The organism is Kribbella sp. NPDC051586, assembly GCF_044453965.1.
In the GTDB taxonomy this organism is placed as follows: Bacteria; Actinomycetota; Actinomycetes; order Propionibacteriales; family Kribbellaceae; genus Kribbella.
This window is the reverse complement of the sequence record NZ_JBITDF010000006.1, coordinates 420576-443871: the sequence shown is the minus strand read 5'-3', so window position 1 is coordinate 443871 and position 23296 is coordinate 420576. Positions and strand designations below refer to the sequence as shown.

23 protein-coding genes are annotated in these 23296 nt (G+C 69.7%); 8 read left to right on the top strand and 15 right to left on the bottom strand.

The genetic code is table 11. From position 1 onward, the window contains the following. Positions 1-31: 31 nt before the first annotated feature. Positions 32-1258 carry an SGNH/GDSL hydrolase family protein gene (locus ACIA58_RS40135; protein WP_396409116.1) on the bottom strand — a complete coding sequence of 409 codons (1227 nt, stop codon included), beginning with the start codon at positions 1256-1258 and terminating at the stop codon, positions 32-34. A 132-nt stretch (positions 1259-1390) separates the two neighbouring features. On the opposite strand from ACIA58_RS40135, the gene ACIA58_RS40130 reads away from it, so the two are divergent. Beyond that, complete coding sequence (locus ACIA58_RS40130) at positions 1391-3892, top strand: DEAD/DEAH box helicase (RefSeq protein ID WP_396409115.1); 2502 nt, start codon at positions 1391-1393, stop codon at positions 3890-3892. On the opposite strand, the gene ACIA58_RS40125 is transcribed toward ACIA58_RS40130, so the two are convergent. Beyond that, positions 3889-5088 carry an MFS transporter gene (locus ACIA58_RS40125; protein WP_396409114.1) on the bottom strand — a complete coding sequence of 400 codons (1200 nt, stop codon included), beginning with the start codon at positions 5086-5088 and terminating at the stop codon, positions 3889-3891. The genes ACIA58_RS40130 and ACIA58_RS40125 overlap by 4 nt on opposite strands. Before the next feature lie 87 nt (positions 5089-5175). Here ACIA58_RS40125 and ACIA58_RS40120 point away from each other — a divergent pair, with 87 nt between their 5' ends. Further along, a complete protein-coding gene (locus ACIA58_RS40120; RefSeq protein ID WP_396409113.1) occupies positions 5176-5502 on the top strand; it encodes an ArsR/SmtB family transcription factor in 327 nt (108 codons plus the stop codon). A 16-nt stretch (positions 5503-5518) separates the two neighbouring features. Here ACIA58_RS40120 and fabV read toward each other — a convergent pair whose 3' ends face one another. Beyond that, the gene (fabV, locus tag ACIA58_RS40115; RefSeq protein ID WP_396409112.1) at positions 5519-6688 is read right to left on the bottom strand and encodes an enoyl-[acyl-carrier-protein] reductase FabV; all 1170 of its coding nucleotides are present in this window, start codon (positions 6686-6688) and stop codon (positions 5519-5521) included. Between the two features lie 22 nt (positions 6689-6710). Further along, positions 6711-7997 (bottom strand): UDP-N-acetylglucosamine 1-carboxyvinyltransferase, encoded by a 1287-nt coding sequence (gene murA, locus ACIA58_RS40110; protein WP_396409111.1) that lies wholly within the window; start codon positions 7995-7997, stop codon positions 6711-6713. Between the two features lie 49 nt (positions 7998-8046). Here murA and ACIA58_RS40105 point away from each other — a divergent pair, with 49 nt between their 5' ends. After that, positions 8047-8628, top strand: coding sequence for a cob(I)yrinic acid a,c-diamide adenosyltransferase (locus ACIA58_RS40105; RefSeq protein WP_396409110.1), 582 nt, complete (start codon positions 8047-8049; stop codon positions 8626-8628). On the opposite strand, the gene sppA is transcribed toward ACIA58_RS40105, so the two are convergent. From sppA to ACIA58_RS40085, 4 genes are read right to left on the bottom strand one after another with little or no spacing between them, the layout of a single operon-like run. Then, positions 8625-10277, bottom strand: a complete 1653-nt coding sequence (gene sppA / locus ACIA58_RS40100; RefSeq protein WP_396409109.1) for a signal peptide peptidase SppA — start codon at positions 10275-10277, stop codon at positions 8625-8627. The genes ACIA58_RS40105 and sppA overlap by 4 nt on opposite strands. 30 nt (positions 10278-10307) lie before the next feature. Further along, positions 10308-11426, bottom strand: a complete 1119-nt coding sequence (locus tag ACIA58_RS40095; RefSeq protein ID WP_396409108.1) for a CU044_5270 family protein — start codon at positions 11424-11426, stop codon at positions 10308-10310. Continuing rightward, a complete protein-coding gene (locus tag ACIA58_RS40090; RefSeq protein WP_396409107.1) occupies positions 11423-12022 on the bottom strand; it encodes an RNA polymerase sigma factor in 600 nt (199 codons plus the stop codon). The genes ACIA58_RS40095 and ACIA58_RS40090 overlap by 4 nt, the downstream gene beginning before the upstream one ends. A gap of 59 nt (positions 12023-12081) precedes the next feature. Next, entirely contained in the window at positions 12082-12414 is a 333-nt protein-coding gene (locus ACIA58_RS40085) for a hypothetical protein (RefSeq protein ID WP_396409106.1), read from the bottom strand. A 135-nt stretch (positions 12415-12549) separates the two neighbouring features. Between ACIA58_RS40085 and ACIA58_RS40080 the strand changes: the two genes are divergently transcribed. The 5 genes from ACIA58_RS40080 (at position 12550) to ACIA58_RS40060 (ending at position 17619) form a co-directional block, all read left to right on the top strand. Next, complete coding sequence (locus ACIA58_RS40080; RefSeq protein WP_396409105.1) at positions 12550-12882, top strand: STAS domain-containing protein; 333 nt, start codon at positions 12550-12552, stop codon at positions 12880-12882. A 75-nt stretch (positions 12883-12957) separates the two neighbouring features. Next, positions 12958-14934, top strand: a complete 1977-nt coding sequence (locus tag ACIA58_RS40075) for a protein meaA (RefSeq protein WP_396409104.1) — start codon at positions 12958-12960, stop codon at positions 14932-14934. A gap of 23 nt (positions 14935-14957) precedes the next feature. Beyond that, positions 14958-15776: an aldo/keto reductase gene (locus ACIA58_RS40070; RefSeq protein ID WP_396409103.1), complete on the top strand. Its 819-nt coding sequence runs from the start codon at positions 14958-14960 to the stop codon at positions 15774-15776. Further along, the gene (locus ACIA58_RS40065) at positions 15764-16819 is read left to right on the top strand and encodes a Dyp-type peroxidase (RefSeq protein ID WP_396409102.1); all 1056 of its coding nucleotides are present in this window, start codon (positions 15764-15766) and stop codon (positions 16817-16819) included. The genes ACIA58_RS40070 and ACIA58_RS40065 overlap by 13 nt, the downstream gene beginning before the upstream one ends. Next, positions 16816-17619 carry a family 1 encapsulin nanocompartment shell protein gene (locus ACIA58_RS40060; RefSeq protein ID WP_396409101.1) on the top strand — a complete coding sequence of 268 codons (804 nt, stop codon included), beginning with the start codon at positions 16816-16818 and terminating at the stop codon, positions 17617-17619. The genes ACIA58_RS40065 and ACIA58_RS40060 overlap by 4 nt, the downstream gene beginning before the upstream one ends. On the opposite strand, the gene ACIA58_RS40055 is transcribed toward ACIA58_RS40060, so the two are convergent. The 7 genes from ACIA58_RS40055 to ACIA58_RS40025 form a co-directional block, all read right to left on the bottom strand. Beyond that, positions 17620-18477 (bottom strand): hypothetical protein, encoded by an 858-nt coding sequence (locus tag ACIA58_RS40055; RefSeq protein WP_396409100.1) that lies wholly within the window; start codon positions 18475-18477, stop codon positions 17620-17622. It lies immediately after the preceding gene. Next, entirely contained in the window at positions 18474-19046 is a 573-nt protein-coding gene (locus ACIA58_RS40050) for an RNA polymerase sigma factor (protein ID WP_396409099.1), read from the bottom strand. Before ACIA58_RS40050 ends, ACIA58_RS40055 begins: the two co-directional genes overlap by 4 nt. A 143-nt stretch (positions 19047-19189) precedes the next feature. Next, a complete protein-coding gene (locus ACIA58_RS40045; protein WP_396409098.1) occupies positions 19190-19546 on the bottom strand; it encodes a DUF488 domain-containing protein in 357 nt (118 codons plus the stop codon). 21 nt (positions 19547-19567) lie between these two features. Beyond that, positions 19568-20830, bottom strand: a complete 1263-nt coding sequence (locus ACIA58_RS40040; protein WP_396409097.1) for an MFS transporter — start codon at positions 20828-20830, stop codon at positions 19568-19570. Beyond that, on the bottom strand, positions 20827-22017 hold the full coding sequence (locus ACIA58_RS40035; protein ID WP_396409096.1) for an amidohydrolase: 1191 nt from the start codon (positions 22015-22017) through the stop codon (positions 20827-20829). The genes ACIA58_RS40040 and ACIA58_RS40035 overlap by 4 nt, the downstream gene beginning before the upstream one ends. A 62-nt stretch (positions 22018-22079) precedes the next feature. After that, the gene (locus ACIA58_RS40030) at positions 22080-22718 is read right to left on the bottom strand and encodes a GntR family transcriptional regulator (protein WP_396409095.1); all 639 of its coding nucleotides are present in this window, start codon (positions 22716-22718) and stop codon (positions 22080-22082) included. A 74-nt stretch (positions 22719-22792) separates the two neighbouring features. Next, complete coding sequence (locus tag ACIA58_RS40025) at positions 22793-23281, bottom strand: pyridoxamine 5'-phosphate oxidase family protein (protein ID WP_396409094.1); 489 nt, start codon at positions 23279-23281, stop codon at positions 22793-22795. Between the last annotated feature and the right edge of the window lie 15 nt (positions 23282-23296).

Sequence of the window (23296 nt, the reverse complement as noted above, 5' to 3'; positions counted from 1 at the left end):
ACCGCCTGTCCCGGCGGTGCACGCGGTCCCGCTACTTGCAGCGCAGAGAATCGAGGCCGGGTGCCTCGCCCATCGCCTTGTTTCCCGCGTCGTTCGGGTGCAGGCCGTCGCCGCCGTCGTACTCCGCCTTCAGCCGCGACGGATCAGCGGGATCACGTGTCGCCGCGTCGAAGTCGGCCACCCCGTCGAACTCGTGGCTGCTCCGGATGAACGTGTTCACCGCCTGCCGGACAGCCTCCTTCTCCGGCGTGTACACGAACGAGCTGCCCATCGGCGTCAGCGTCCCACCCACGATGCACCGCCCGGACGCGTGCACCCGCGCGATCAACTGCCGGTACCCCGCGAGCAGCTCGTCCGTCGTCGCGCCCGCGTAGATGTCGTTGATCCCCTCGAGCACCAGCACCGTCCGTACGCCCGGCTTCGTCAACACGTCCTTGTCCAGGCGGGCCAGCGCGCTCGCCCCGGCGCTGCCCGCCTTCGCCACGCCACCGAGCACGCGGTTCCCCGAGATGCCCTCGTTGGAGATCGCCAGCCGCCGCGGCTCCGGCAGCTTCGCGTACCGGTCGGCGAGCACGTCCGGCCAGCGCCGGTTCGTGTCGATCGTCGTACCGACCGACGACGTGATCGAATCGCCGAGCGTCGCCACCGTCTCGACCTGCCGCGGCGCCTCGACGATCGCCGCGTTCACGAAGTACCACGCCGACGACTCGGTCTGGTACGCCGTACTCGACTCGTCGGCCGCATGATCGCCGGACGTGGACTTGTAGCTGTGCTGCATCGCGCGGTTGTGCGCGGTGATCACGCCCGTCGTCCCGACCACGTGCAGGCTCACGGTCAGACTCGTCACCGCCGGTGCGTTCCCCGGCAGCGGATCGCTGATCGCCATCGCCCCCGGCGGCACCGTCACCGACGTACTGCCGCCGAACGTCAACCGCCGGCTCGACCCAGGCACGACACTCGCGCCGGTGTCCTGCCGCCCGACGTACGCCGAGTCCGTCACCAAGGGCTGATCCCCGTTCGCGTTGGAGATCCGGATCCGCAGATCACGCCCGCCGACACTCGTCCGCAGCACATTCCGCACCGTCACGTCGCTCAACGTCCCGCCCGCGATGTCATCGGCCGCGCCCCAGGTCGTCACCAACTCCGACCCGGGCGGGTCTCCATCGGGCGAAGCGGCAGCCACCAGGCCCGCCGCTCCCATCGCCGTCACCAGCAAACTCGCGCCCATCCGGCGCCACGTGGAAGAAGTCATGCTCATCAAGTCACTCCCGAATATCCATACGTGCAATCGTTTGCACATCGTAGGTCGCCGAACGGTCCCTGCCCAGAGCTGAACGGTCGCGGACCCGGCGGAGCCGGGGGCCCGGTTGGTCAGGGACAATGGGATGCGATGACGCTGACTGAGCAACTGCCGGGGACGACCGAGCCTGACGACCTGTACGACGTGTTCGCGCGTTGGGTGGGGGAGCAGGGGATCTCGCTGTACCCGGCTCAGGAAGAGGCGTTGATCGAGGTGATGACGGGGTCGAACGTGATCCTGTCGACGCCGACCGGGTCAGGTAAGAGCCTGGTCGCCACCGGCGCGCACTTCGCGGCGCTCGCGCACGGGCAGCGGACGTTCTACACGGCGCCGATCAAGGCGCTGGTGTCGGAGAAGTTCTTCGCGCTCTGTGACGTCTTCGGTGCGGACAAGGTCGGCATGCTGACCGGCGACGCCTCGGTGAACGCCGGCGCGCCGATCATCTGCTGTACGGCGGAGGTCCTGGCCAACATCGCCCTGCGCGAAGGACCGGCGGCCGACGTCGGCCAGGTGGTGATGGACGAGTTCCACTTCTACTCCGAGCCGGACCGCGGCTGGGCCTGGCAGGTCCCGCTGCTGGAGCTCCCGAAGGCGCAGTTCGTCCTGATGTCGGCGACCCTCGGGGACGTCGAGCGGTTCAAGATCGACCTGTCCCGCCGCACCGGCCGGCCGACCGCGATCGTCGCGTCCGGCGAGCGCCCGGTCCCGCTGATCTACAAGTACGTGACCACGCCGCTGCACGAGACGCTTGTCGAGCTCCTGGTGACGCACCAGGCCCCCGTGTACGTCGTCCACTTCACGCAGGCCGCTGCCCTGGAGCGTGCCCAGGCGCTGACCAGCATCAACGTCTGCACGAAGGAGGAGAAGGACAAGATCAAGGAGCTGATCGGGCACTTCCGGTTCGGCTCGGGCTTCGGCCGGACCCTGCAGCGGCTGATCATGCACGGGATCGGGGTCCACCACGCCGGCATGCTGCCGAAGTACCGGCGGCTGGTCGAGCAGCTCGCCCAGGCCGGGCTGCTCAAGGTCATCTGCGGCACCGACACCCTCGGTGTCGGGATCAACGTGCCGATCCGTACCGTCCTGCTGACGGCGCTCAGCAAGTACGACGGGCGCCGGCAGCGCATCCTCAAGGCGCGCGAGTTCCACCAGATCGCGGGCCGGGCCGGCCGGGCCGGGTACGACACCTCCGGCACGGTCGTCGTCCAGGCGCCGGACCACGTGGTGGAGAACGTCCGGTTGCTCGCGAAGGCCGGCGACGACCCGAAGAAGCAGCGCCGGGTCCAGCGCAAGAAGCCGCCGGAGGGGTTCGTCACCTGGGGCGAGGACACCTTCGACCGGCTCGTCGCCGCCGACCCGGAGCCGTTGCAGTCGAAGATGCGGGTCAGCCACGCGATGCTGCTGAACGTGATCGCCCGCGACGGCGACGCGTTCGCGAGCATGCGGCACCTGCTGCAGGACAACCACGAGGACTCCCGGGCGCAGCTCCGGCTGATCCGCCGCGCGATCCAGATCTACCGCACCCTGCTCACCGCGGGGGTGGTCGAGCGCCTGGACGAACCCGACGAGTTCGGCCGGTCCCTGCGGCTGACCGTCGACCTGCAGAAGGACTTCTCGCTGAACCAGCCGCTGTCCACCTTCGCGCTGGCCGCGCTGGACCTGCTCGACCCCGAGGACCCGGTGTACGCGCTGGACGTGGTGTCGGTGGTCGAGGCGACGCTGGAGGATCCGCGCGCGATCCTGATGGCGCAGCTGCATCACGCCAAGGGCGAGGCCGTGAACTCGATGAAGGCCGACGGCATCGAGTACGACGAGCGGATGGAGCTGCTCGAGGACATCAGCTGGCCGAAGCCGCTCGAAGAGTTGCTCGAGGCAACCTTGGAGATGTACCGGCAGACCCACCCGTGGATCGCGGAGGCGGGGCTGTCGCCGAAGTCGGTCGTCCGGGACATGTTCGAGCGGGCGATGACGTTCGGCGAGTACATCCAGTACTACAGCCTCGCGCGCTCCGAGGGCATCGTCCTGAGGTATCTGAGCGACGCGTACAAAGCGCTACGGCAGACCGTCCCGCCGGACAAGGCGAACGAGGACCTGACCGACCTGATCGAGTGGCTCGGCGAAGTCGTCCGTCAGACCGACTCCAGCCTGCTCGACGAGTGGGAGGAGCTGACCAACCCCACCGACGAGGCGCAGGTCGAGGTCGTCCCGGCCGGACCGCGCCGGATCACCTTGAATACAAGGGCTTTCCGCGTCCTGGTCCGCAACGCGATGTTCCGCCGGGTCGAGCTGCTCGCCCTGCACCGCTGGGCCGAGCTCGGCCAGCTGGACGCCGACGCGGGCTGGGACGCCGCCCGCTGGGCCGAGGCCGGTACGGCGTACTACGCCGAGCACGACGTGGTGAACACCGGCCCGGCGGCCCGCGGTCCGGCCCTGTTCATGGTCGAGGAACACCCGGGCTACTGGGAAGTCCAGCAGATCATCGACGACCCCGAAGGCAACCACGACTGGCGGATCACCGCGTCCGTCGACCTCAATGCCTCGGACGAGGCTGCCGACCTGGTCCTGGAGCTGGCGTCGTTCAAGCCGCTCTAGCTCGCATCGCCCGGGTTTGCGACCCCGGTCGGCCGACGGGTGCCCAACCAGATGAGCAAGGCGGCGGCGAGGACGAAACAGGCCGCGACCGGTGTCAGCCAGACGGCGTCGACCCGGCTCAGCAGCAGCCCGCCCACCGCGCCGGACAACGACACCGCCAAGTAGCCGGATGCCTGGTAGAGCGCGGTCACCACGGCCTGGCCACCGGGCGGCGCCACCGCCAGCATCTGATGCTGTTGAGGAGTGGTCACCATGAAGGCCAGCATCGCGTTCACCACGACCGCGACGATGGCCGGCGCGAACGAACTCCGGACCGCGGGGACGACGCAGAACACGACGGTGAGGAGCAAGGTCACGGTCAGCACGACGCGTCGTGGGCCGAAGCGGTCAGCGAGATGGCCGGCCAGCAGGTTGCCCGCAGTACCGGCGACGCCGTAGAGCAGGAGCACCAGGGCCAGCATGGTGCCGTCCGTGCCGACTGCCGGGCCGTAGACCGCGCTCACGTAGGTATAGGGCATGTAGATGCCGATGAAGGCGAGCACGGTCGCCCCGAGCAGAACCAGCACTCGCCTGTCCCGCAGCGGCCGCAGTCGGGCTCGGAGCCCTGCCACCGCGTCGAGACGGACGTCGGGCAGCAGCAGGAACAGCACCAGCACGATGAGAAGTGCGAGCAAGGCGACGGCCCACAACGTCGCCCGCCAGCCGAGCGCGGCCCCGACGGCGGTGCCCAGCGGTGCCCCCAGGGCGAGAGAGGCCGTCAGGCCGGTCATCACCAGGGCGATCGCCCGGCCGCGCTGTTCGTCGCCGGCCAGGCTGGCGGCGGTCGCGCTGGCTCCCGCCGTGTAGAGGGACGCGCCGGCCGCGGCGACGACGCGTGCGGCCAGCACCCATCCGTAGCTCGGTGCGAGTGCCGTGATCGCGTTGCCGACCGCCAGGGTGATCAACGCCGCGACCAACGCGGTCCGTCGGGACCAGTTGCCGGTGAAGGCGGCCAGCACCGGCGCCAGCAGAGCGTAGGAGATCGCGAAGACGGTGACGAGCTGGCCGGCGGCCGCGACGCTGACGTCGAGGGACGCGGAGATGTCCGGCAGCATCCCGGCGATCACGAAGGCATCGGTTCCGACGGCGAACGCGCCGAGCGACAGGACGGCGACAGGCCGGCGCCAGGTGGCCGGACGGGTGTCGAGCATTAGCATGTTCCGATCGTTGTCGTAACTTACGATCGGTATCGTAATACCTGTTCCGATGATTGTCGTAATAGTTGACCGCTATGCTGGATTCCGATGAACGTCGAAGAAGATTTCTTCCTCCCCCAGCCGGACCTCGCCGGGGTCCCGCTGAGCGCGGTGATGCAGGCGCTGGCCGATCCCGTGCGGTTGCAGATCATCCGTGCCCTCGATCAGGCCGGCGAGTCGACCTGCACCGCCCTCGACGTGCCGGTGAAGGTGTCGACCGTGTCGCACCATCTGGGCAAGCTGCGCGAGGCCGGGGTGGTCTCGACCCGGCTGGCCGGCAACACCCGCCCCAGCCGCCTGCGCTACGACGATCTCGACGCCCGGTTCCCGGGCCTGCTGACGTCGATCCTGCGCGCCGAACCGCCGCTCGGCTGAGCCCCGCGCCGGGTTCCTAGCGGTTAGGCCACTCGACGTCGACCTCGGTCTCCGCCTCGTAATCCACACCCGGTACGTCGAAGCCGTACAGCCGGCGTACCTCGGAGAAGAACCACGCGGTGTCGGCGACCTCGCCGATGGTGGTCGGGGTCGCGGACTCCCACTGGGTGCGGACGGCGGACTGGACGTCGTCGGTCAGCTCCCAGCGGTCCAGGCGGATGCGGCCCTCGTCGTCGAGGTCCAGCGGAGACTCGCCGGTGAGCTGGTCCCAGAGCGCGATCGACTGCTCGACGGGGGTCTGCAGGCCGGACACCTTGTGCAGGATGCTGACGTACAGACCGATGCCGGGGATCGCGGACGACGCCTGGGTGACGGCGGCGCCGTTGACCGAGGTCATCGCGGTCACACCGTCGGCGGCCAGCTTCAGCGCGCTCTGCTCGAGGTCGGCCTTCGCCGCGCCGATCGAGCCCTGCCGGTAGATCGGCCCGGTCAGCTCGGAGCCGATGTAGGTCAGGGCGACGGTGCTGAACCCGGGCTTGAGCAGGTCGCGCTCCTGGAGCGCGGTGATCCACCGGCCCCAGTCCTCGCCGCCCATCACCTTGACGGTCTGCGCGATCTCGTCCTCGGTCGCGACGTCGATGCCGACCTCCTGCAGCACCGGCTCGCCGTCCTCGAACGCGAGGCTCTTGGTGGTGTACGGCGCGCCGATCGTCTTCAGCGCGGACTGGTACGTCTCGCCGTTGCGCGGATCGACCCGCCGCGGTGCGGCCACGCTGTAGATCAGGTGATCGATCCCGCCGAGCTGCTCGGCGACGAGATCGAGCACCTCGTCCTTGGTGGTGTCCGCGAAGGCATCCGCGTTCACGAAGCTCCACGAGCGACCGAGCTCGGCCGCCAGCGCGGCGGTCTCCGCGGTGCGGTACCAGCCCGCGGTCGCCGTACGACGGGCAGTGGGCGCCTTCTCGAACGACACGCCGATCCCGTCGACGCCGTACCGTGCCAGCCCGGCGATCGTCGTCGCCAGCCCGTACCCGGAGCTGGACCCGATCACGAGCGCCGTACGACGCGCCGGAGTCCGCGGCTCGACCTCCGCCGCCATCTCCCGGACCACCCGTGCACATCCCGCCGGATGCGAGTCGAGAAACAGAAAACCCCGCCCAACCGGCCGCACCACGCGCTCACTCATGCGCACGACCCTAGCCGCGGCGTCAGTTCCAGTACATCTCGGCGTCGTCGGGCTCGACCACGACGTCGGCGCCCAGGCGGCGCAGGTTGCCGGCGAAGTCGGTGTAGCCGCGGTGCACGTGGTGTGCGGCGCTCACCAGGGTCTCGCCCTCGGCGGCGAGGCCCGCCAGCACCAGTGCCGCCCCGGCGCGGATGTCGGAGGCGACCACCGGCGCGCCGGACAGTCGCGGTACGCCGCGGACGACCGCGTGATGCCCGTCGGTCTGGATCTGGGCGCCCAGCCGGGTCAGCTCCTGCGCGAACGTGAAGCGGCCCTCGAACAGGTTCTCGGTCACCATCGCCGCGCCGTCACTGACCGCGTTGAGCGCGATCACGAACGCCTGCAGGTCGGTGGCGAACCCGGGGTACGGAAGCGTCACCACATCCACCGGCTTCGGCCGGTCGTGCATCCGGACCCGGAAGCCCGGGTTCAGCACGGTGATCTCCGCGCCGGCCCGGTGCAGCTTGTCGAGCGGCAGCTCCAGGTGCTCGGCGTGCCCGTTCGCGATGGTGATGTCACCCTTGGTGATGGCGGCCGCGAACGCCCAGCTGCCGGACACGATCCGGTCCGGCACCACGGTGTGGTCCACCGGGTTGAGCAGCCCGTCGACGCCGGTGATCTCGATCCGCGGCGAGCCGGCGCCGTCGATCTGGGCGCCCATCTCGACCAGCATCTTCGCGATGTCCTGGATCTCCGGCTCGCGGGCGGCGTTCTCGATGATCGTCGTGCCCTTCGCGAGCACCGCCGCCATCATGATCGTCTCGGTCGCGCCGACGCTCGGGAAGTCCAGCCAGACCTCGGCACCGTGCAGCCCCTGCGGCGCCTCGGCGATGACGAAACCGTGCTCGATGTGGACCTTCGCGCCCATCGACTCCAGACCGGCGACGTGCATGTTCAGCCCGCGGGAGCCGATGTTGTCGCCGCCCGGCAGCGCGACCTCCGCCTGGCCGCAGCGCGCCAGCAGCGGACCGAGCACCGAGATCGACGCGCGCAGCTTGCGCACCAGGTCGTAGTCGCACTGGTGCTTTACCGTGGCCGGCACGGCGATCGTCGCGAGCTGACCGTCCGCGTCCACCTTCACCGAACACCCGAGGGTGTCCAGCAGTTGGGCCATGAACGTGACGTCCAGGATCCCCGGCACCTGCCGCAGCGTCGTCGTACCCTCCGCCAGCAGCGCTGCCGCCATCAGCTTGAGCACACTGTTCTTCGCTCCGGCCACCTCGACAGCGCCGTCGAGCCGTGCCTCACCCGCGATCCGAAACCGTTCCACCGGTCGACTGTAGCGTTTGACCGGATCCGGCTTTGCGTAGAGTCCTCGCATGGCAGTGAACTTGACGCGGATCTACACGCGCACCGGTGACGCCGGCGAGACCCGCCTCGGCGACAACTCGACGACCTCGAAGACGGATCCGCGGCTGGCGGCGTACGGCGAGGTGGACGAGGCGAACTCCGCGATCGGTGTGGCCATCGCGGCCGGGCACCTGAACAGCACGATCGTGGTGCTGCTGACCCGGATCCAGAACGACCTCTTCGACGTCGGCGCCGACCTGTGCAACCCGATCGCGCCCGATCCGGAGTACCCGCCGCTGCGTATCACGCAGGACTACATCGACCGGCTCGAAGGCTGGTGCGACGACTACAACGGTCGTTTGACCAAGCTCCGCTCGTTCATTCTGCCCGGCGGCACCGAGGGCGCCGCCTACCTCAACGTCGCCCGTGCGGTCGTACGCCGCGCCGAGCGGGCGGGCTGGGCCGCCGTCGAGGCGCACGGCCCGTCGGTCAACCTGCTCGCGATCACGTACCTGAACCGCCTGTCCGACCTGCTCTTCATCCTCGGCCGCGTCGCCAACCTGTCCTCCGGCGGCGACGTCCTCTGGGTCCCGGGCGGCGAACGCGACTAGCTGATCTCCCAGTTGAACGGCATCCGCAGTACTCCGGCCGGCGGGAGCCCCAGTGCGCTGTAGAGACCGCTGGCCAGGCCGTCGAGCGTCAACGGCGCCGCACTGACGGCCAGATCATCGGTCGTGGTGGGTGCGCGCAGCTGGCTGAGCAGGTTCCGATGCGGTACGGCGGCCACGCCGATCTCGTCGCGGTCCAGACCAGCCCGGTTGCAGGCCAGCGTCAGCGCGTGCTGGAAGCCACCTAGCTCATCGACGAGCTTGTGACTGTGCGCGTCCGCGCCGGTCCAGACGCGTCCGCGGGCCAGCGCCTCCAGCCGCTCCTCGGGCAGACCGCGATCCTGGGCGGCCTTGGCCACGAAGTCCTTGTAGATGCGGTCGAGTGTCTCTTCCAACCGTGCCCACTGCTCGTCGGTGAACTCCTCCTGCGCCGAGTACATCTGCGCGTTCGCACCCTCGGACACAGCGGACCGCGAGATTCCGATCCGGCCCAGCGCATCGCGTACGACGCCCTTGCCGGTCAGTACGCCGATCGACCCGGTGATCGTGCCAGGCTGCGCGACGATCACATCGGCCGGCATCGCCACGAAGTACCCACCGGATGCGGCCACGCCGCCCATCGACGCGATGACAGGTCGTCCGGTCGAGCGGAGCCGCAGTACCTCGTTGCGGATCGCGTCGGAGGCGACGTACGAGCCGCCTGGGCTGTCGACTCGCAGTACGACGGCCTTGACGTGCTCGTTCTCGGCCACGGCGCGCAGTGCGGCGCCGACGGTGTCGGAACCGGACCCGGGCCCGCCCATCGGGCTGTTGGAGTTGCGGCCGACCGAGATACCGCCAGTCACCCGGACCACCGCCACCAGTGGCTTCTGCGGCCAGGGGACCGCCTTGCGCAGATCTTCGAGGGTCCGCGGACCACGCCGGATGTACCGCTCGGCCAGCAGCCGATCGTCGTACTGGAGCTGCTTCTCGAGTTCGTCGTACACATCGGACCGGTAGCCGAGTCGATCCACCAGTCCGGCATCTAGACCGTCCTGTGCGGGCAGTGGTGCGCTGTCGACGAGCTCACGGACCCGTGTGGTGTCCAGACGGCGCCGTACGGCGATGCCCTCGACGATCTGCTCGTACGCCGACTCCGCGAGTCGCGACGCCATCTCGCGCCCCGGCTCGGTCATCTCCTTCTCGGTGAACGTGTCGGCCGCTGTCTTGTACTCACGCCGCTTGCCGAACTGCGGGATCACGCCCGCCTTGTCGAGCGCGCCGCGGACGAAGACGGCCTGCACGGTCACACCGGTGATGGCCAGGTCGCCGGACGGCTGCAGCCAGATCTCGTCGAACGCGGTCGCCAGGTAGTAGGGGACAGTTCCCTGACCGGTCTCCCCGAACGACTCGGTCCAGGCGACCGCAGGCTTCCCCGACGTACGGAAGTCGGCCACCGCCTCGCGCAGCTCCTGCACCTGCGCCAGCGACAGCCGATGGCCACCCAGATGGGCGACCACGCCGACGACCGCGTCGTCCCGCGCACCCTTCCGCAGCGCCGATACCAGCTCGCGCAGCGTCGGCAGATGACGGGCCCGAAACGCCGCCAGCGGAGAAGCAGGCGGCGTCTCGAGAACACCACGGGTCAGATCCAGCTCAAGCAGAGTCCCCATATACCGACCCTAGACGCTGGACCCAACCGGTCAACGGATGGTTGCAGAGGGCGGAGCCGGCTTGTCGTCGGTCCAACCGGACTCCAGTACGACCGTCGAGCCGGGCTTCGGCCCGCCGAGCGTGGAGCTGAGCAGGCGGCCGGTGGCCGGGTCGATGATGTACGTCGCTCCGCTCCAGAAGAGGCTGGTCCGGTTGCCGCTCGCTTTGCTCAGCGCAGCAACGAGGCTGACCTCGGTGCCGACGCGACCCAGTGGGTCCTTCACGCCGGTGCGGACGCGTGTGCCCGGTAGTGCGGCGAGCACGCGGAGCGCTGCGCCGCGGAGCTTCGGGGGAGCAGGCATCTCGAACAGCAACCGGCCGGCCGCGGCGAAGACGGCGTACTCGCGGTCAGCAGGGGACAGGTCCCGGCCGGCGGTCTTGCCGAGGTAGGCGCGGAGCCGGGCGGGGTCGGTGGGGAGGGCCGCGATCTGCTCGGCGCTGAGCGGCTTGTCACCGGTCAGGTAGTACCCGGGCGGCACGTCCTGGAACGACATCTTGTTCACCACCGGTACACCGTCCGACATGCTGATCGGCGTGCGCTCGTACGGGAGCTGCCAGGACGTCGGCGACCCCTGCGCCCGCCACTTGGCTGTGTCGGCCGGCCCGGCCAGCCGGTAGCCGAGGTTCACCCAGCCGAACCAGGACTCCACTCCCGGCTTCATCGGCATCCAGCTCTCGGTGACCGACCGCCGCTCCAGCGTGTACTTCGGATTGCCGACCCGCGTCGTCGGGTTCAGCTGCAGACTCCGCACCCGGAAGTACGTCCCCGAGATCCTCTCGTCCTTCTCCTGCCGCACAGCCGCCGCGATCAGCACCTCGGCCGCTGCCGTCAGCCGAGGCGCGGTAGTAGTGGTCGGCCCACCCGGCTGTGACCCACCACCGCCGTGCCCCACGACCAGTGCGCCACCCAATCCGACCACCGCGACCAGAGCAGTCGCTGCGGTAACAGCTGTGCCCAGCCAGCCCGCCCGGACGAAGCCGGCGAAGGACCGGGCCGGTCTTGCCTCGTGGATCAGCTCCTCGACCTGGCGGCGTGCTGCGTCCGTGGCCTCCGGCGTCGGACCGTCTGCCTCCGGGAACGCCTTCCGCAGTACGTCGAACTCGTTCATGCCGGATCCTCCGCGGGATTGGTGACGGCCGCGCGTACTACCCGGCGCGCACGCGACAACCGCGAGCACACCGTCCCATAGGCGATGCCGAGCGCCGCCGCCACCTCGTCGTACGTCAGCTGCCCGAGCGCCACCAGCAACAGGACCTCCCGGTCCTTCGCGTTCAGCTTCGCCAGCGCGGCGGCCAGCTCACGTGAAGCCCCTTGTGCGGTCATCTGTGCGGCAACCCGGTCCTCATGCGCCGCGGCCGGCACTGGCAGCGGCAGCTTCGCCGCCGTGCGCCACGCCCGTACCTCGTCCCGGCGGTGCCGGCGGATCAGATTGGTCGCGATGCCGTACAGCCACGCCCGCACCACCCCGGTGCGCCGGTCGAACCGCGCCCGCTGCCGGAACGCGATCAGGAACGTCTCCGCGGCCAGATCGTCCGCGACATCGCTCCCGAGCCGGCGGGCGACGTACGAGTGCACCTGGCCGAAGTACCGGTCGAAGATCGCGGCGAACCGGTCCGGCTCCAGCACCGACGCCTCCAGCTCCCACCCGTCGTCATCCGCAGGGACGGCATCACGCTCGACCTGCGCTGGAATTGTCAGAGCCACGGTGGAAGGACGCACGGGAGCGCTCTCCGGATGACAGCCGGAGAGATGTTCGCGGAAGCTCAGGAGGAGTTGAGCAGTCCGCGGGCGGCGGCCTCGTCGCGCGGCCAGACGTAGATCGTCCAGCCGTCCTTGGTCCGGGCCGCGGTCGCCTTGATGCCGAAGTCCTTCAGCCGCGCCACGAGCACGCGGGCCTCGTTGTAGTTCGCCACCGTCCGGATGTCGGTCAGCAACCCGAACGCGTCCCGCTCGGCCGGGCGCTGGTCGACGCGCCGCACCAGCGAGCCGCCCTTGGCCTTCGAGAAGGCCCAGCGGCACAGCAGCACCATCACGCCGGCCAGGGCGATGGCCACCACCGGGAACAGGAAGTAATCCTCGGCGAACACAGACACCATTGTCTCGCGAAACAAAAGATCGCGAGACCTTGGCAACCTTCCGTGTCTCCGGGGAGTCTTTACCATCAAGACCCAGCACGACGCTGCCACGCGGCCGATCACTCGGGGGCCGCCGGAAGAGCGGAGGGCACGGACATGCTCGCACCGACCCACAGAACGTCAGCTGAGCCTGACAACGTCATACACCTGACCGGCATCCTCGACGTGCGCACGGTGGGCGACGTCCGCCAGACGCTCAACCATCTGATCGACACCTCCGACGGCGACGTGATCGTCGACCTGGAGGAGGTCGACGCGGTCGACGCGACCGGCCTCGGCCTCCTGGTCGCGACCCACCGCCGCACCCAGTCCCTCGGCCGGCAACTGGTGCTCTGGCACCCGCTGCCCTCGGTCGTCCGGATCCTCGCCGTCACCCGCCTGCACCGGGTCCTCAAAGTCGAGCGAACGCCGCTACCGCTCAGCGCCTGAGTGTGATCCACACCCCTGGTGACACCGGTCACGAGGTGCGGACTCACAAGGGCACACAGTCCTACTCTCGGGTACATGGCGACCTCGGATCGACCCTGGGTGATGCGCACGTACGCGGGCCACTCGTCCGCGGCGGAATCGAACGCGTTGTTCCGCCGCAACCTGGCGAAGGGGCAGACCGGGCTGTCGGTCGCGTTCGATCTGCCGACGCAGACCGGGTACGACGCGGACCACCCGCTGGCGAAGGGCGAGATCGGCAAGGTCGGCGTACCGGTCGCGCACCTCGGTGACGTACGGGCGCTGTTCGACCAGATCCCGCTCGCGCAGATGAACACGTCGATGACGATCAACGCGCCCGCGATGTGGCTGCTCGCGCTGTACCAGGTCGCGGCGCAGGAGCAGGGCGCGCTGCCCGATGAGCTGACCGGTACGACGCAGAACGACATCGTGAAGGAGTACCTGTCGCGGGGGACGTACGCGTTCCCGCCGGACGCCTCGCTGCGGCTGACGACCGACGTGATCGCGTACACGGTCGCGCAGATGCCGAAGTGGAACCCGATCAACATCTGCAGCTACCACCTGCAGGAGGCCGGTGCGACACCGGTGCAGGAGCTGGCGTTCGCGTTGTCGACGGCGACCGCCGTCCTCGACCGGGTCCGTGACGGCGGGCAGGTGCCGCCGGAGCGCTTCGGGGACGTCGTCCAGCGGATCTCGTTCTTCGTGAACGCCGGGGTGCGGTTCATCGAGGAGACCTGCAAGATGCGCGCGTTCGTGCAGCTGTGGGACGAGCTGACGCTGGAGCGGTACGGCGTGACGGACGCCAAGGCGCGGCGGCTGCGGTACGGCGTACAGGTGAACTCGCTCGGGCTGACCGAGGCGCAGCCGGAGAACAACGTGCAGCGGATCGTGCTCGAGATGCTCGGTGTCACGCTGTCGAAGAACGCGCGGGCGCGGGCGGTGCAGCTGCCCGCGTGGAACGAGGCGCTCGGGCTGCCGCGACCCTGGGACCAGCAGTGGTCGTTGCGGATGCAGCAGGTGCTGGCGTACGAGTCCGACCTGCTCGAGTACGACGACATCTTCGACGGGTCGCACGTCATCGAGGCGAAGGTGTCCTCGCTGGTCGACGGTGCCCGCGAGGAGATCGACCGGGTGCAGGCGATGGGCGGTGCGGTCGCGGCGGTCGAGAGCGGCTACTTGAAGCAGGCGCTCGTCTCGTCGCATGCCGAACGACGTCAGCGGATCGAGTCGGGCGAGCAGGTCGTGGTCGGGGTCAATCGGTTCGAGAACACCGAGCCGTCGCCGCTGACGGCCGATCTCGACACCGCGATCCAGACCGTCGACCCCGCCGCCGAGGCTGCCGCGCTGGAATCACTGCAGAGCTGGCGTGCCTCACGTGACGCGGCGGCGGTCGACGCCGCGCTGGGCAAGCTGCGCGCCGCCGCGAAGACCACCGACAACCTCATGCCCGTCACCCTCGAATGTGCGCGCGCCGGTGTCACGACAGGGGAGTGGGCGGGGGTGCTCCGGGAGATGTACGGCGAGTACCGCGCGCCGACCGGCGTGTCCGGGTCGGTCGGCGTCTCCGGCGGTGGCGCCGAGATCGCTGCGGTCCGGGCGAAGGTCGCCGCGACGTCGGAGGAGCTCGGCGGACGTCTCCGCCTGCTCGTCGGCAAGCCCGGGCTGGACGGCCATTCCAACGGCGCCGAGCAGGTCGCGGTCCGTGCGCGCGACGTCGGCTTCGAGGTCATCTACCAAGGCATCCGTCTGACCCCCGAGCAGATCGTCGCCGCGGCCGTCGCCGAGGACGTCCACTGCGTCGGCCTGTCCATCCTGTCCGGCTCCCACATGGAGCTGGTCCCGCAGGTCGTGGCAGGTCTGCGCGAGGCCGGCCTGGAGGACGTCCCGGTCGTCGTCGGCGGCATCGTCCCCGACACCGACGCCAAGTCGCTGCGCGCCGCCGGAGTAGCCGCGATCTACACCCCCAAGGACTACGACCTCACCGGCATGATGGCCGACGTCGTCCAAGTAATCCGCCACGCCAACAAGCTGTAGGTCGGGCGTGGTAGAAGAAGTACATGACCGTGACGACTCGCACGCTTTCCAATGGAACTGAGATCCCTGTGCTCGGGCTGGGGGTTTGGCAGGTCGACGACGGCGCTCAGTGTGAGCGGGCCGTCACGTGGGCGCTCGAGGCCGGTTACCGGCTGATCGACACGGCCCAGGCGTACCGCAACGAAGCCAGCGTCGGGAAGGCGATCCGCGAGAGCGGGGTCCCGCGCGAAGAGATCTTCCTGACCACGAAGTTCTACCCGGGCGGCAAGGACGCGCGGGTCGAGGCGGAGAAGAGCCTCGAGCGGCTCGGCACCGACTACCTCGACCTGTACCTCATCCACTGGCCGCAGGGCGGTCCGACGTGGGCGTGGCCGGGCATGGAGGCGGCGGTGGAGGCCGGGCTGACCAAGGGCATCGGCATCTCGAACTTCGGCGCCGACGAGATCCAGGAGCTCGCCAAGGTCGCCTCGATCCAGCCGGCCGTCAACCAGATCCAGTTCAGCCCGTTCGAGTACCGCGCCGCGCTGGTCGCCGCCGGTGAAGAGGCGGGCGTCGTCGCGCAGGCCTACAGCCCGCTCGGCACCGGCCGTCACCTCGACGACCCGGCCGTCGCGCGCATCGCGTCCGCCACCGGCCACACCCCGGCGCAGGTCCTGATCCGCTGGGCGATCCAGAAGGGGCTCTCGGTCATCCCGAAGTCCGTCCACCAGGACCGGATCGCCGAGAACTTCAACGTCTTCGACTTCGAGCTCGACGACGCCGCGATGGCCGGCCTCGACGCCCTGGACTCCACTCACCGGACCGCGGACGCCCTGTCCAGCAGCGGGAAGTGGTGGTCCTGATTCAGGAGGTACTGCGCGAGCCCGCGAAGGCGGCCGTCTTCCTGGTGCTCGCCGTACGTCCTGGATCCGAGGACGTGGCGCGGGGTCTGCTGGCGGACGTCGCCGGGCTGGCGCGCGCCGTCGGGTTCCGCGCTCCAGATGACCAGCTGAGCTGCGTCGTCGGCATCGGCGCGTCCGCGTGGGGCCGGCTGTACGACGCGCCGGCCCCGCGCGAGCTGCATCCCTTTCGGGCGTTGTCCGGCGCTCGGCACACCGCGCCGGCAACCCACGGAGACCTGCTGTTCCACCTGCGTTCCCGCCGGCTCGACCTGTGCTTCGAGCTCGCCCGCCAGGTGATGGCGCGGCTCGCCGGGCACGTGAAGGTGCTCGACGAGGTGCAGGGCTTCAAGTACTTCGACGAGCGCGACCTGCTCGGATTCGTCGACGGGACCGAGAACCCGACCGGCTCCAAGGCGGTCGCCGCGATCACGGTCGGCGACGAGGACCCGGCGTACGCGGGCGGCAGCTACGTCGTCGTCCAGAAGTATCTGCACGACCTCGATGCCTGGCAGGCGCTGCCGGTCGCCGAGCAGGAGCGCGTGATCGGCCGGGAGAAGCTCAGCGACATCGAGCTGACCGACGCGGACCAGCCGGCCAACTCGCACGTCACGGCGACGACGATCGTCGACGCCGACGGCACCGAGCGGCAGATCGTCCGGGAGAACATGGCCTTCGGCTCACCCGGGGCGGCCGAGTTCGGCACGTACTTCATCGGGTACGCCGCCACGCCGGACGTGATCGAGCGGATGCTGCACCGGATGTTCGTCGGTGCGCCGCCCGGGAACCACGACCGGATCCTTGACTTCTCGACCGCGGTCACCGGCAGTCTGTTCTTCGTGCCGACCGCGGAGTTCCTCGAAGACCCGACGCCCGCACCCACGACGACCACGCCCGCCAGAACCACGCCCAGGACCGTGCCCAGGACGATGCCCAGGACAATGCCCGTTGGGAGTACGGCGGACGGGTCGCTGGGAATCGGCAGCCTCAGAAGGAGTCGCACATGACGAACAACCTGCACCGCGAGCTGGCCCCGGTGTCCGATGCCGCGTGGGGCGAGATCGAGGAGGAGGCCCGGCGTACCTTCACCCGCGACATCGCCGGGCGGCGGGTCGTCGACGTGGTCGGCCCGTCCGGACCCGAGCTGTCCTCGGTCGGCACCGGGCACCTCGAGACGGTCGAGGCGCCGGGCGACGGCGTGATCGCGCATCGGCGGCTGTCCCAGCCGATCATCGAGCTGCGGGTCCCGTTCATCGTCACCCGGCAGGCCGTCGACGACGTCGAGCGCGGCGCGAAGGACTCCGACTGGCAGCCGGTCAAGGACGCCGCCAAGCAGATCGCGTTCGCAGAGGACCACCTGGTCTTCCACGGGTCCGGGCCTGCCGGGATCGAGGGTCTCGCGCCGAGCAGCTCGAACGCCGTACTCGCGCTGCCGGCCGAGGCGAAGGAGCTGCCCGACTCCGTCGCCCAGGCGCTGCGGGTGCTCCGGCTGGCCGGCGTCGACGGGCCGTACAGCCTGCTGCTGTCGGCCGACCTGTACACCGCGGTCGCCGAAACGACGGACCATGGCTACCCGATCCGCGATCACCTGGCCCGGCTCGTCGGCGACGGCGAGATCATCTGGGCGCCGGCCCTCGACGGCGCCCTGCTGGTGTCGACGCGCGGTGGCGACTACGAGCTGCACCTCGGCCAGGACCTGTCGATCGGTTACCTGTCCCACGACGCCGACACCGTCGAGCTGTACCTGCAGGAATCCCTGACCTTCCTCGCCTTGACCGCGGAGTCGAGCGTCGTCCTGCGTGGCTGATCACTTCGGCTGGTAGGTCCAGAAGTAGCCCTGGCGGCAGGTCTTCGGGTCGGGATGCGGGTTGCCAGTCATCCAGGCGGTCAGCTTGCCGTTGGGGTTGAGGTAGCACGAGTTGCTGAGCGCCTTGAACTCGCCGTCGGTCTTCGGGCTGGTGTACACGAGCTTGCCGGCGGCGTCGTACCCCCGGACGACGTACTCGCGTGGGGTCGAGTCGGCACGCGGGCCACGGACCCGGACGTACGGTGTCGCGGTGTAGTAGAAGCCGTGCCGCAGGACCGCCTCGACCGGGGTCTGGTTGCCGACGGCAACCGTGATCCTGGTGATGTGGGCGGCGTAGGAGCCGGCGCCGATCATCCGGGTCTCCACCGCGCGGTACTGATCCTGGTTCGCGCCCTCCGGAAGCGCCTGCCGAACCGTTCCCTTGGCGTCGAGTCCGCAGGTCGTCCACAGACCGAAGGCCTTGATCACCACCCAGGTCGGCGTGTAGGCGTCGGCAGGTGGGGTCGTGAACGTGAAGCCGTCGAGGACCTGGTATCTCCTCGACGATCCCCGGTGGATCGGCAGGCCGGCCTTGTCGAAGCAGAGCTTGCCGAACCGGGCCTTGTCCGCGGCACTCAGCGGCGTCACGGCCGGCGCCGGCGAGGGCTGATCGGCCGGCGCGGGGGCGGTGCGCTGATGGAGCGCTGGTATACCGAACGCGAGACCGGCCGTGACGGCGAGAACGGCTGCCGCGGCAAGCAACGGGACCAGGCGACGGTGCGGCACGGGGGTGGTGGCCTCGTGAGCCACGATCGCGGTGAGTTCGGCGCGCTGGCGGGCGCGGACCTCGGGGCGGAGCTCCGGGGGAGGAGTGATCATGCCGGCGACTCCAGGCTGGATGAGAGCTTCAGCTCGCGCAGGTGTTTGCGGGCCCGGGAGAGCCGGGACTTGACGGTGCCGAGCGGTACGTCGAGCGTGACGGCGGCCGCCTGCTGGTCGAGGCCGGCCCAGATGCAGAGCTCGACGATCTCGCGTTCGTGTTCGGGGAGGCGCCGCAGCGCGGTGCGGGCCTCCTGGATCCGGCGGTCGTCGTCGAGCCGTCCGGCGACCTCGTCGGCGTGGTCGCGGACCTGGTCGACCAGGATGTGGGCGGCGGCGAGGGCCTTGCGGTACCTGAGCTTGGCCCGCCACTCGTTCCGCACCGTGTAGTCCGCGGTCCGCAGCAGCCAGGGAAGTGCGGAGTCGCGGTCGAGCACGACGTCGGCGCGGCGTCGCCAGGCGTGCAGGAACACCGTCGACGTCAGGTCCTCCGCGTCGCTCCAGGACCCGGTGCGTCGGTACAGGAAGGCATAGATCGCCTGGGCGTGCCGGTCGTACAGCAGCCCGAACGCCTCGGAGTCGCCGTCGGTCGCGCGGTCCCAGAGGGCCCGGTCACCGGCTGTCGTCATCCGGCACCCATCGGCCACGGCCGAAGGGTCGCTCACGAGGTGGTTCCCGGACTGCTGCCGTGCATTCAGACTCCGATCTCGATCGCCTACACACCTGTTGTGTCGGGCGATCGGGATTGGTTCCCGCCGAGCCGGCCGTCGAGCTAGTCGTCGAGGAGGAGCGCCAGAACGGCGGCTTGGCTGATCGCGAAGTCTTTCGTCGCGGTGAGAAGCGTCAGCCTGCCGTTCCCGGCCAGCTCCCGCAGGTGGCTGAGTGCTTCGGCCCGGACCGGGTCGTCGAGCTCGCCGCGGTACCGCCGCGCGAACTCGTCGTACCGGGTGGGCTCGTGCCCGTACCACTCGCGCAACTCGGTGGACGGCGCGACTTCCTTGCACCACTCGTCGATCCGCGCCTTCGACCGGCTGAGCCCCCGCGGCCACAGCCGATCCACCAGAACCCGCTGTCCGCCGTCGTCCTGCACCGGGTCGTAGACCCGCCGAACCCGAACCCGATCCGCCATCGGCCCTCCTTCAGCTGGGGATCACGGAGCCACGGTAGTTCTTTCGGTGGCCCGACTGCCGCCGTAGCGCAGGAGCGCCGGCGTCCAGCTGGCGAGGACGGCGACCAGGAGGACGAGCAGGAGAGCGCTGACGAAGGTGGTGATGCCGACGCCGTAGTGCTCGCTGAAGGCGCCCAGGACCAGGGACGCCGCGGGCATGATGCCGATGGCAAGCTCCTGGACGCCCAGTGCGCGGCCGTGGAGGGATTCCGGCGTGGTCATCAGAACAAGTGTGGTCTGCAGTACGCCGAAGGCCGCGCTCATCACGCCGATCGCGGTCATCACCACGAATGACACGACGACGCTGTGGGACAGGGCGAACACCGACCACAGCAGTCCCCACGTGGCGGTCCCGACGATGAACATGCCGCCCTTGAACCGGAAGTCGCCGAGCCAGGCGATCACCAGCGAGCCGCCCAGCCCGCCGACGCCCGCGCAGGTCAGGAGCCAGCCGAGGCCGGCGGCGTCCAGGCCGAGCGACTCGTGCGCGAAGACCGGCATGAACGACTGCGCCACCGGCCAGAGCAGGGTGTTCGCGGCCAGGGTGATGAGTAGGGCGGTCGAGGCGAGCCGGTTCCGGGCGAGTTCGCGCAGACCGCTCGTGACCATCCGGATCGCCGATTCGGCGTGCCCGCCGACGACCCGGCCGTACCGGCGCAGCGGCAACAGGGTCGCGAGCGAAATGGCATACCAGAATGTCGAGACCCACAGTGCGGCCGGCGCACCCAGCCCGGTGATCATCAGCCCGCCGACCGCCGGCCCGATCACCTGCGTCATGTTCAGCGCCATCGAGTTGAGCGCGTTGGCGTTGCTGAGGTTCTGACGCCCGACCAGGTCCATCACCAGCGAGGCACGCGCCGGCTGGGACGGTGACTGCGCGAGCCCGATCGCGAATCCGCCGAGTACCAGCACCCAGTACGTCGCCCGCCCGAGCGATGCCAGCGTGGCCACCGCACTGACCGCGACCAGCGCCCACGAGGCCGCGATGATCAGCAGCCGGACCCGGTTGTGCCGATCCGCGAACGCTCCCGCGAACGGCCCGAGCAGCAACGGGGCCAGCCGTACGGCGGTGAACACCGCGACCAGGAAATCGGAATGCGTGGTCTCGTACGCGAGCCAGCCGAGCACGAGTGTCTGCGTCCACACGCCACCGAAGAAGAACAGGTTCGAGAACCAGAACAGCCGGAATGCCCGGTTGTCCCGCAGCGAGCCGAGCGTCCGTTCGACGACTGTCCCGGTACTCACACCTGGAGTTCGCCGTCGCGTACGACGACCTGCCCGCCGGCGACCACCAGTTCACGACGCGGCGCGCGGACGAGCACGTCCGGCACGTTCTCGGCGTCGAGCAGTACGACGTCCGCGCGTGCTCCCGGCGTGAGGCCGTAGTTCTCGCGATGCACGAAGGAGGCGCCGTACGTCGTCGCGAGCTCGATCGCGTAGGTGAGCTCCTCGTCGGCGCGCAGCCCGTGCAGCCGGGCGAATCCGCGGGCGACCTGCAAGAGGTCACCGTCGCCGTACGGCGACCACAGGTCGCGGATGCCGTCGGTGCCGAGGCCGATCGCCACCCCCGCCGCACGCATCTCGCGCCAGGGCAGCGGGGCCGAGTTGGCCGGCGCGACCGTCGTCCACGAGATCCCGGCCTCGCCGAGTCGGCCTACCATTTCGGCCCGTCGCTCGGCGGGCAGCTCGCCCAGCGCGAACCCGTGGGACACGTTCACCGTGCCGCCGAGGCCGGCCTGCCGGGTGCGCTCGATGATCAGCTCGTACTGGAACGCGCCGAGCTCGCCGCGGTCGTGCAGGTGGATGTCGATCCCGACCGCACGCCGCGCCGCGATCTCGAACAGCGCGTCGAGCTGGCCGACCGGATCACGGTCGATCGACGCCGGGTCGAGCCCGCCGATGCTGGTGGCGCCCTCCGCCGCGGCCTTGTCGAGCAGCTCGAGTACGCCGGGCCGCCGGAGTACGCCGTCCTGCGGGAACGCGACGATCTCCACCTCGACCGCGCCGCCGAGCGCGTCCACGGCGTCGCGCACGTTCGCGATCCCGGTCAGCCCGACGCCGAGATCGACGTCGACATGCGTGCGGGTGGCCGTCGTACCGTGCCGCAAGAACTCACGCAGTACTGCGATCGCGCCGGCCACGCTCGGGATGCCGTACCTGTCGCGCTCGGCCCGCTCGTGGGCGATCCGGCCCTGCGTGGTCGGTTGGCCGCCGTACGAGACCCAGGGCTGCCCCCACCAGCTCTTGTCGACGTGGGCGTGGGCGTTGACGAAGCCCGGGAGCGCGAGGAGGCCGCGGCCGTCGACCCGCTGCTCTGCGACGGCTGCCTGGCTCCCGGCCGGGGTGACGTCCGCGATGACTCCGTCGGCGATCAGGAGGTCGACCGGATCACCGCCCCACGGGCGCACGTCAGCTAGCAGAAAGGCGGTCATGGCGAGAATGGTATACCAAATTGACCCACCGGCTGACGGCCGGGCAGGAGCCCCGTTTGCCGTCAGTCCATGCCGCGGCCGACCCGGAACAGGGTCTGCGACCGGGCCAGGTGGTCACTGGCCAGTCGCTCGGCCTCGGCGACGTCGCGGTTCGCGATCGCGGTGTACAGCTCGAGGTGCTGACCGGCGACGGCGATCAGGTCGTCGTGCTGCGTCAGCAGCCACCGCATCCGGCTCCGGAGTGGGCGTTCGATCTCGATCAGCAGCTCGTTCGAGGCCAGCTCGGTCACGATCTCGTGGAAGTCGGCGGCCTTCCGCCGCGCGACCACTGCGTCCTGGGATCGCGCTGCTGCAAGCTGTTCGTCCAAGGTCTGCCGCAGCCGGCCGAGCCCTTCGCGGGTACGGCGCTCGGCCGCCAGCCGGAACGTCAGCGGCTCGAACGCGGTCCGGACCTCGGTCAGATCCGCGATGTCGGAGTCGGTGAACGTGCGGACCACGGACCAGGATCGAGGGCGCGGCGTCACCAGCCCTTCGTTCACCAGGGCCTTCAATGCTTCCCGGACCGGCACCCGGCTGACATCGAGCGAGGCGGCCAGTTCGCGCTCCACCAATCGCTCACCGGGTGGTCGCACGCCGTCGAGGATCTCGTCCCGCAGCTGCCGCGTGACCCGCTCGGTCTCGGATTCCCGACTGTCGTTCATCGACTTCTCCAGGGTTTGGTATACCACCACCCCAGCATGCCGCACCCCGCCGGCAAGGTGCGGCACCGGCGTCCTCAGCCGGCGGACTTCTCGGTGATCAGGTCCTCGACGGCCTTCGGGATCGTGGTCTCGAAGTCGAGCAGCTTGGCCCAGGTCGGCGTCACGGTGATGACGACCATCTCGTCGTACAGCCCCTTCACGCCCGCCGCCCAGTCCGGGTACTGCTCGTCGGTCATGACCTTGTGGCCGGCCTGCAGATAGCCCTCGGGCACACCCGGGACCAGTTCGACGGCGGCGGTGCCGCGGATCAGCAGGACCTTGGGCGGGAAGGCGCCGGTGTCGATGGTCAGCGCGACCTTCGGGTTCTGGCGCAGGGCCGCGACCTTGGCGGACTTCGGCACGGTGGCCATCAGGATCTGCTCGCCCTCGGTCCAGAAGCCGATCGGGATGACGCGCGGGTCGCCGTCGAGGCCGTCGTAGGCGAAGCGCGCGGGCTCGGAGCCGTTGAGCAGCTGCTGCGAGTACGGCTTGGCGAGGATCTCGGCGATCTGCTGCGTGTCCATGGGGGTCAACCTTTC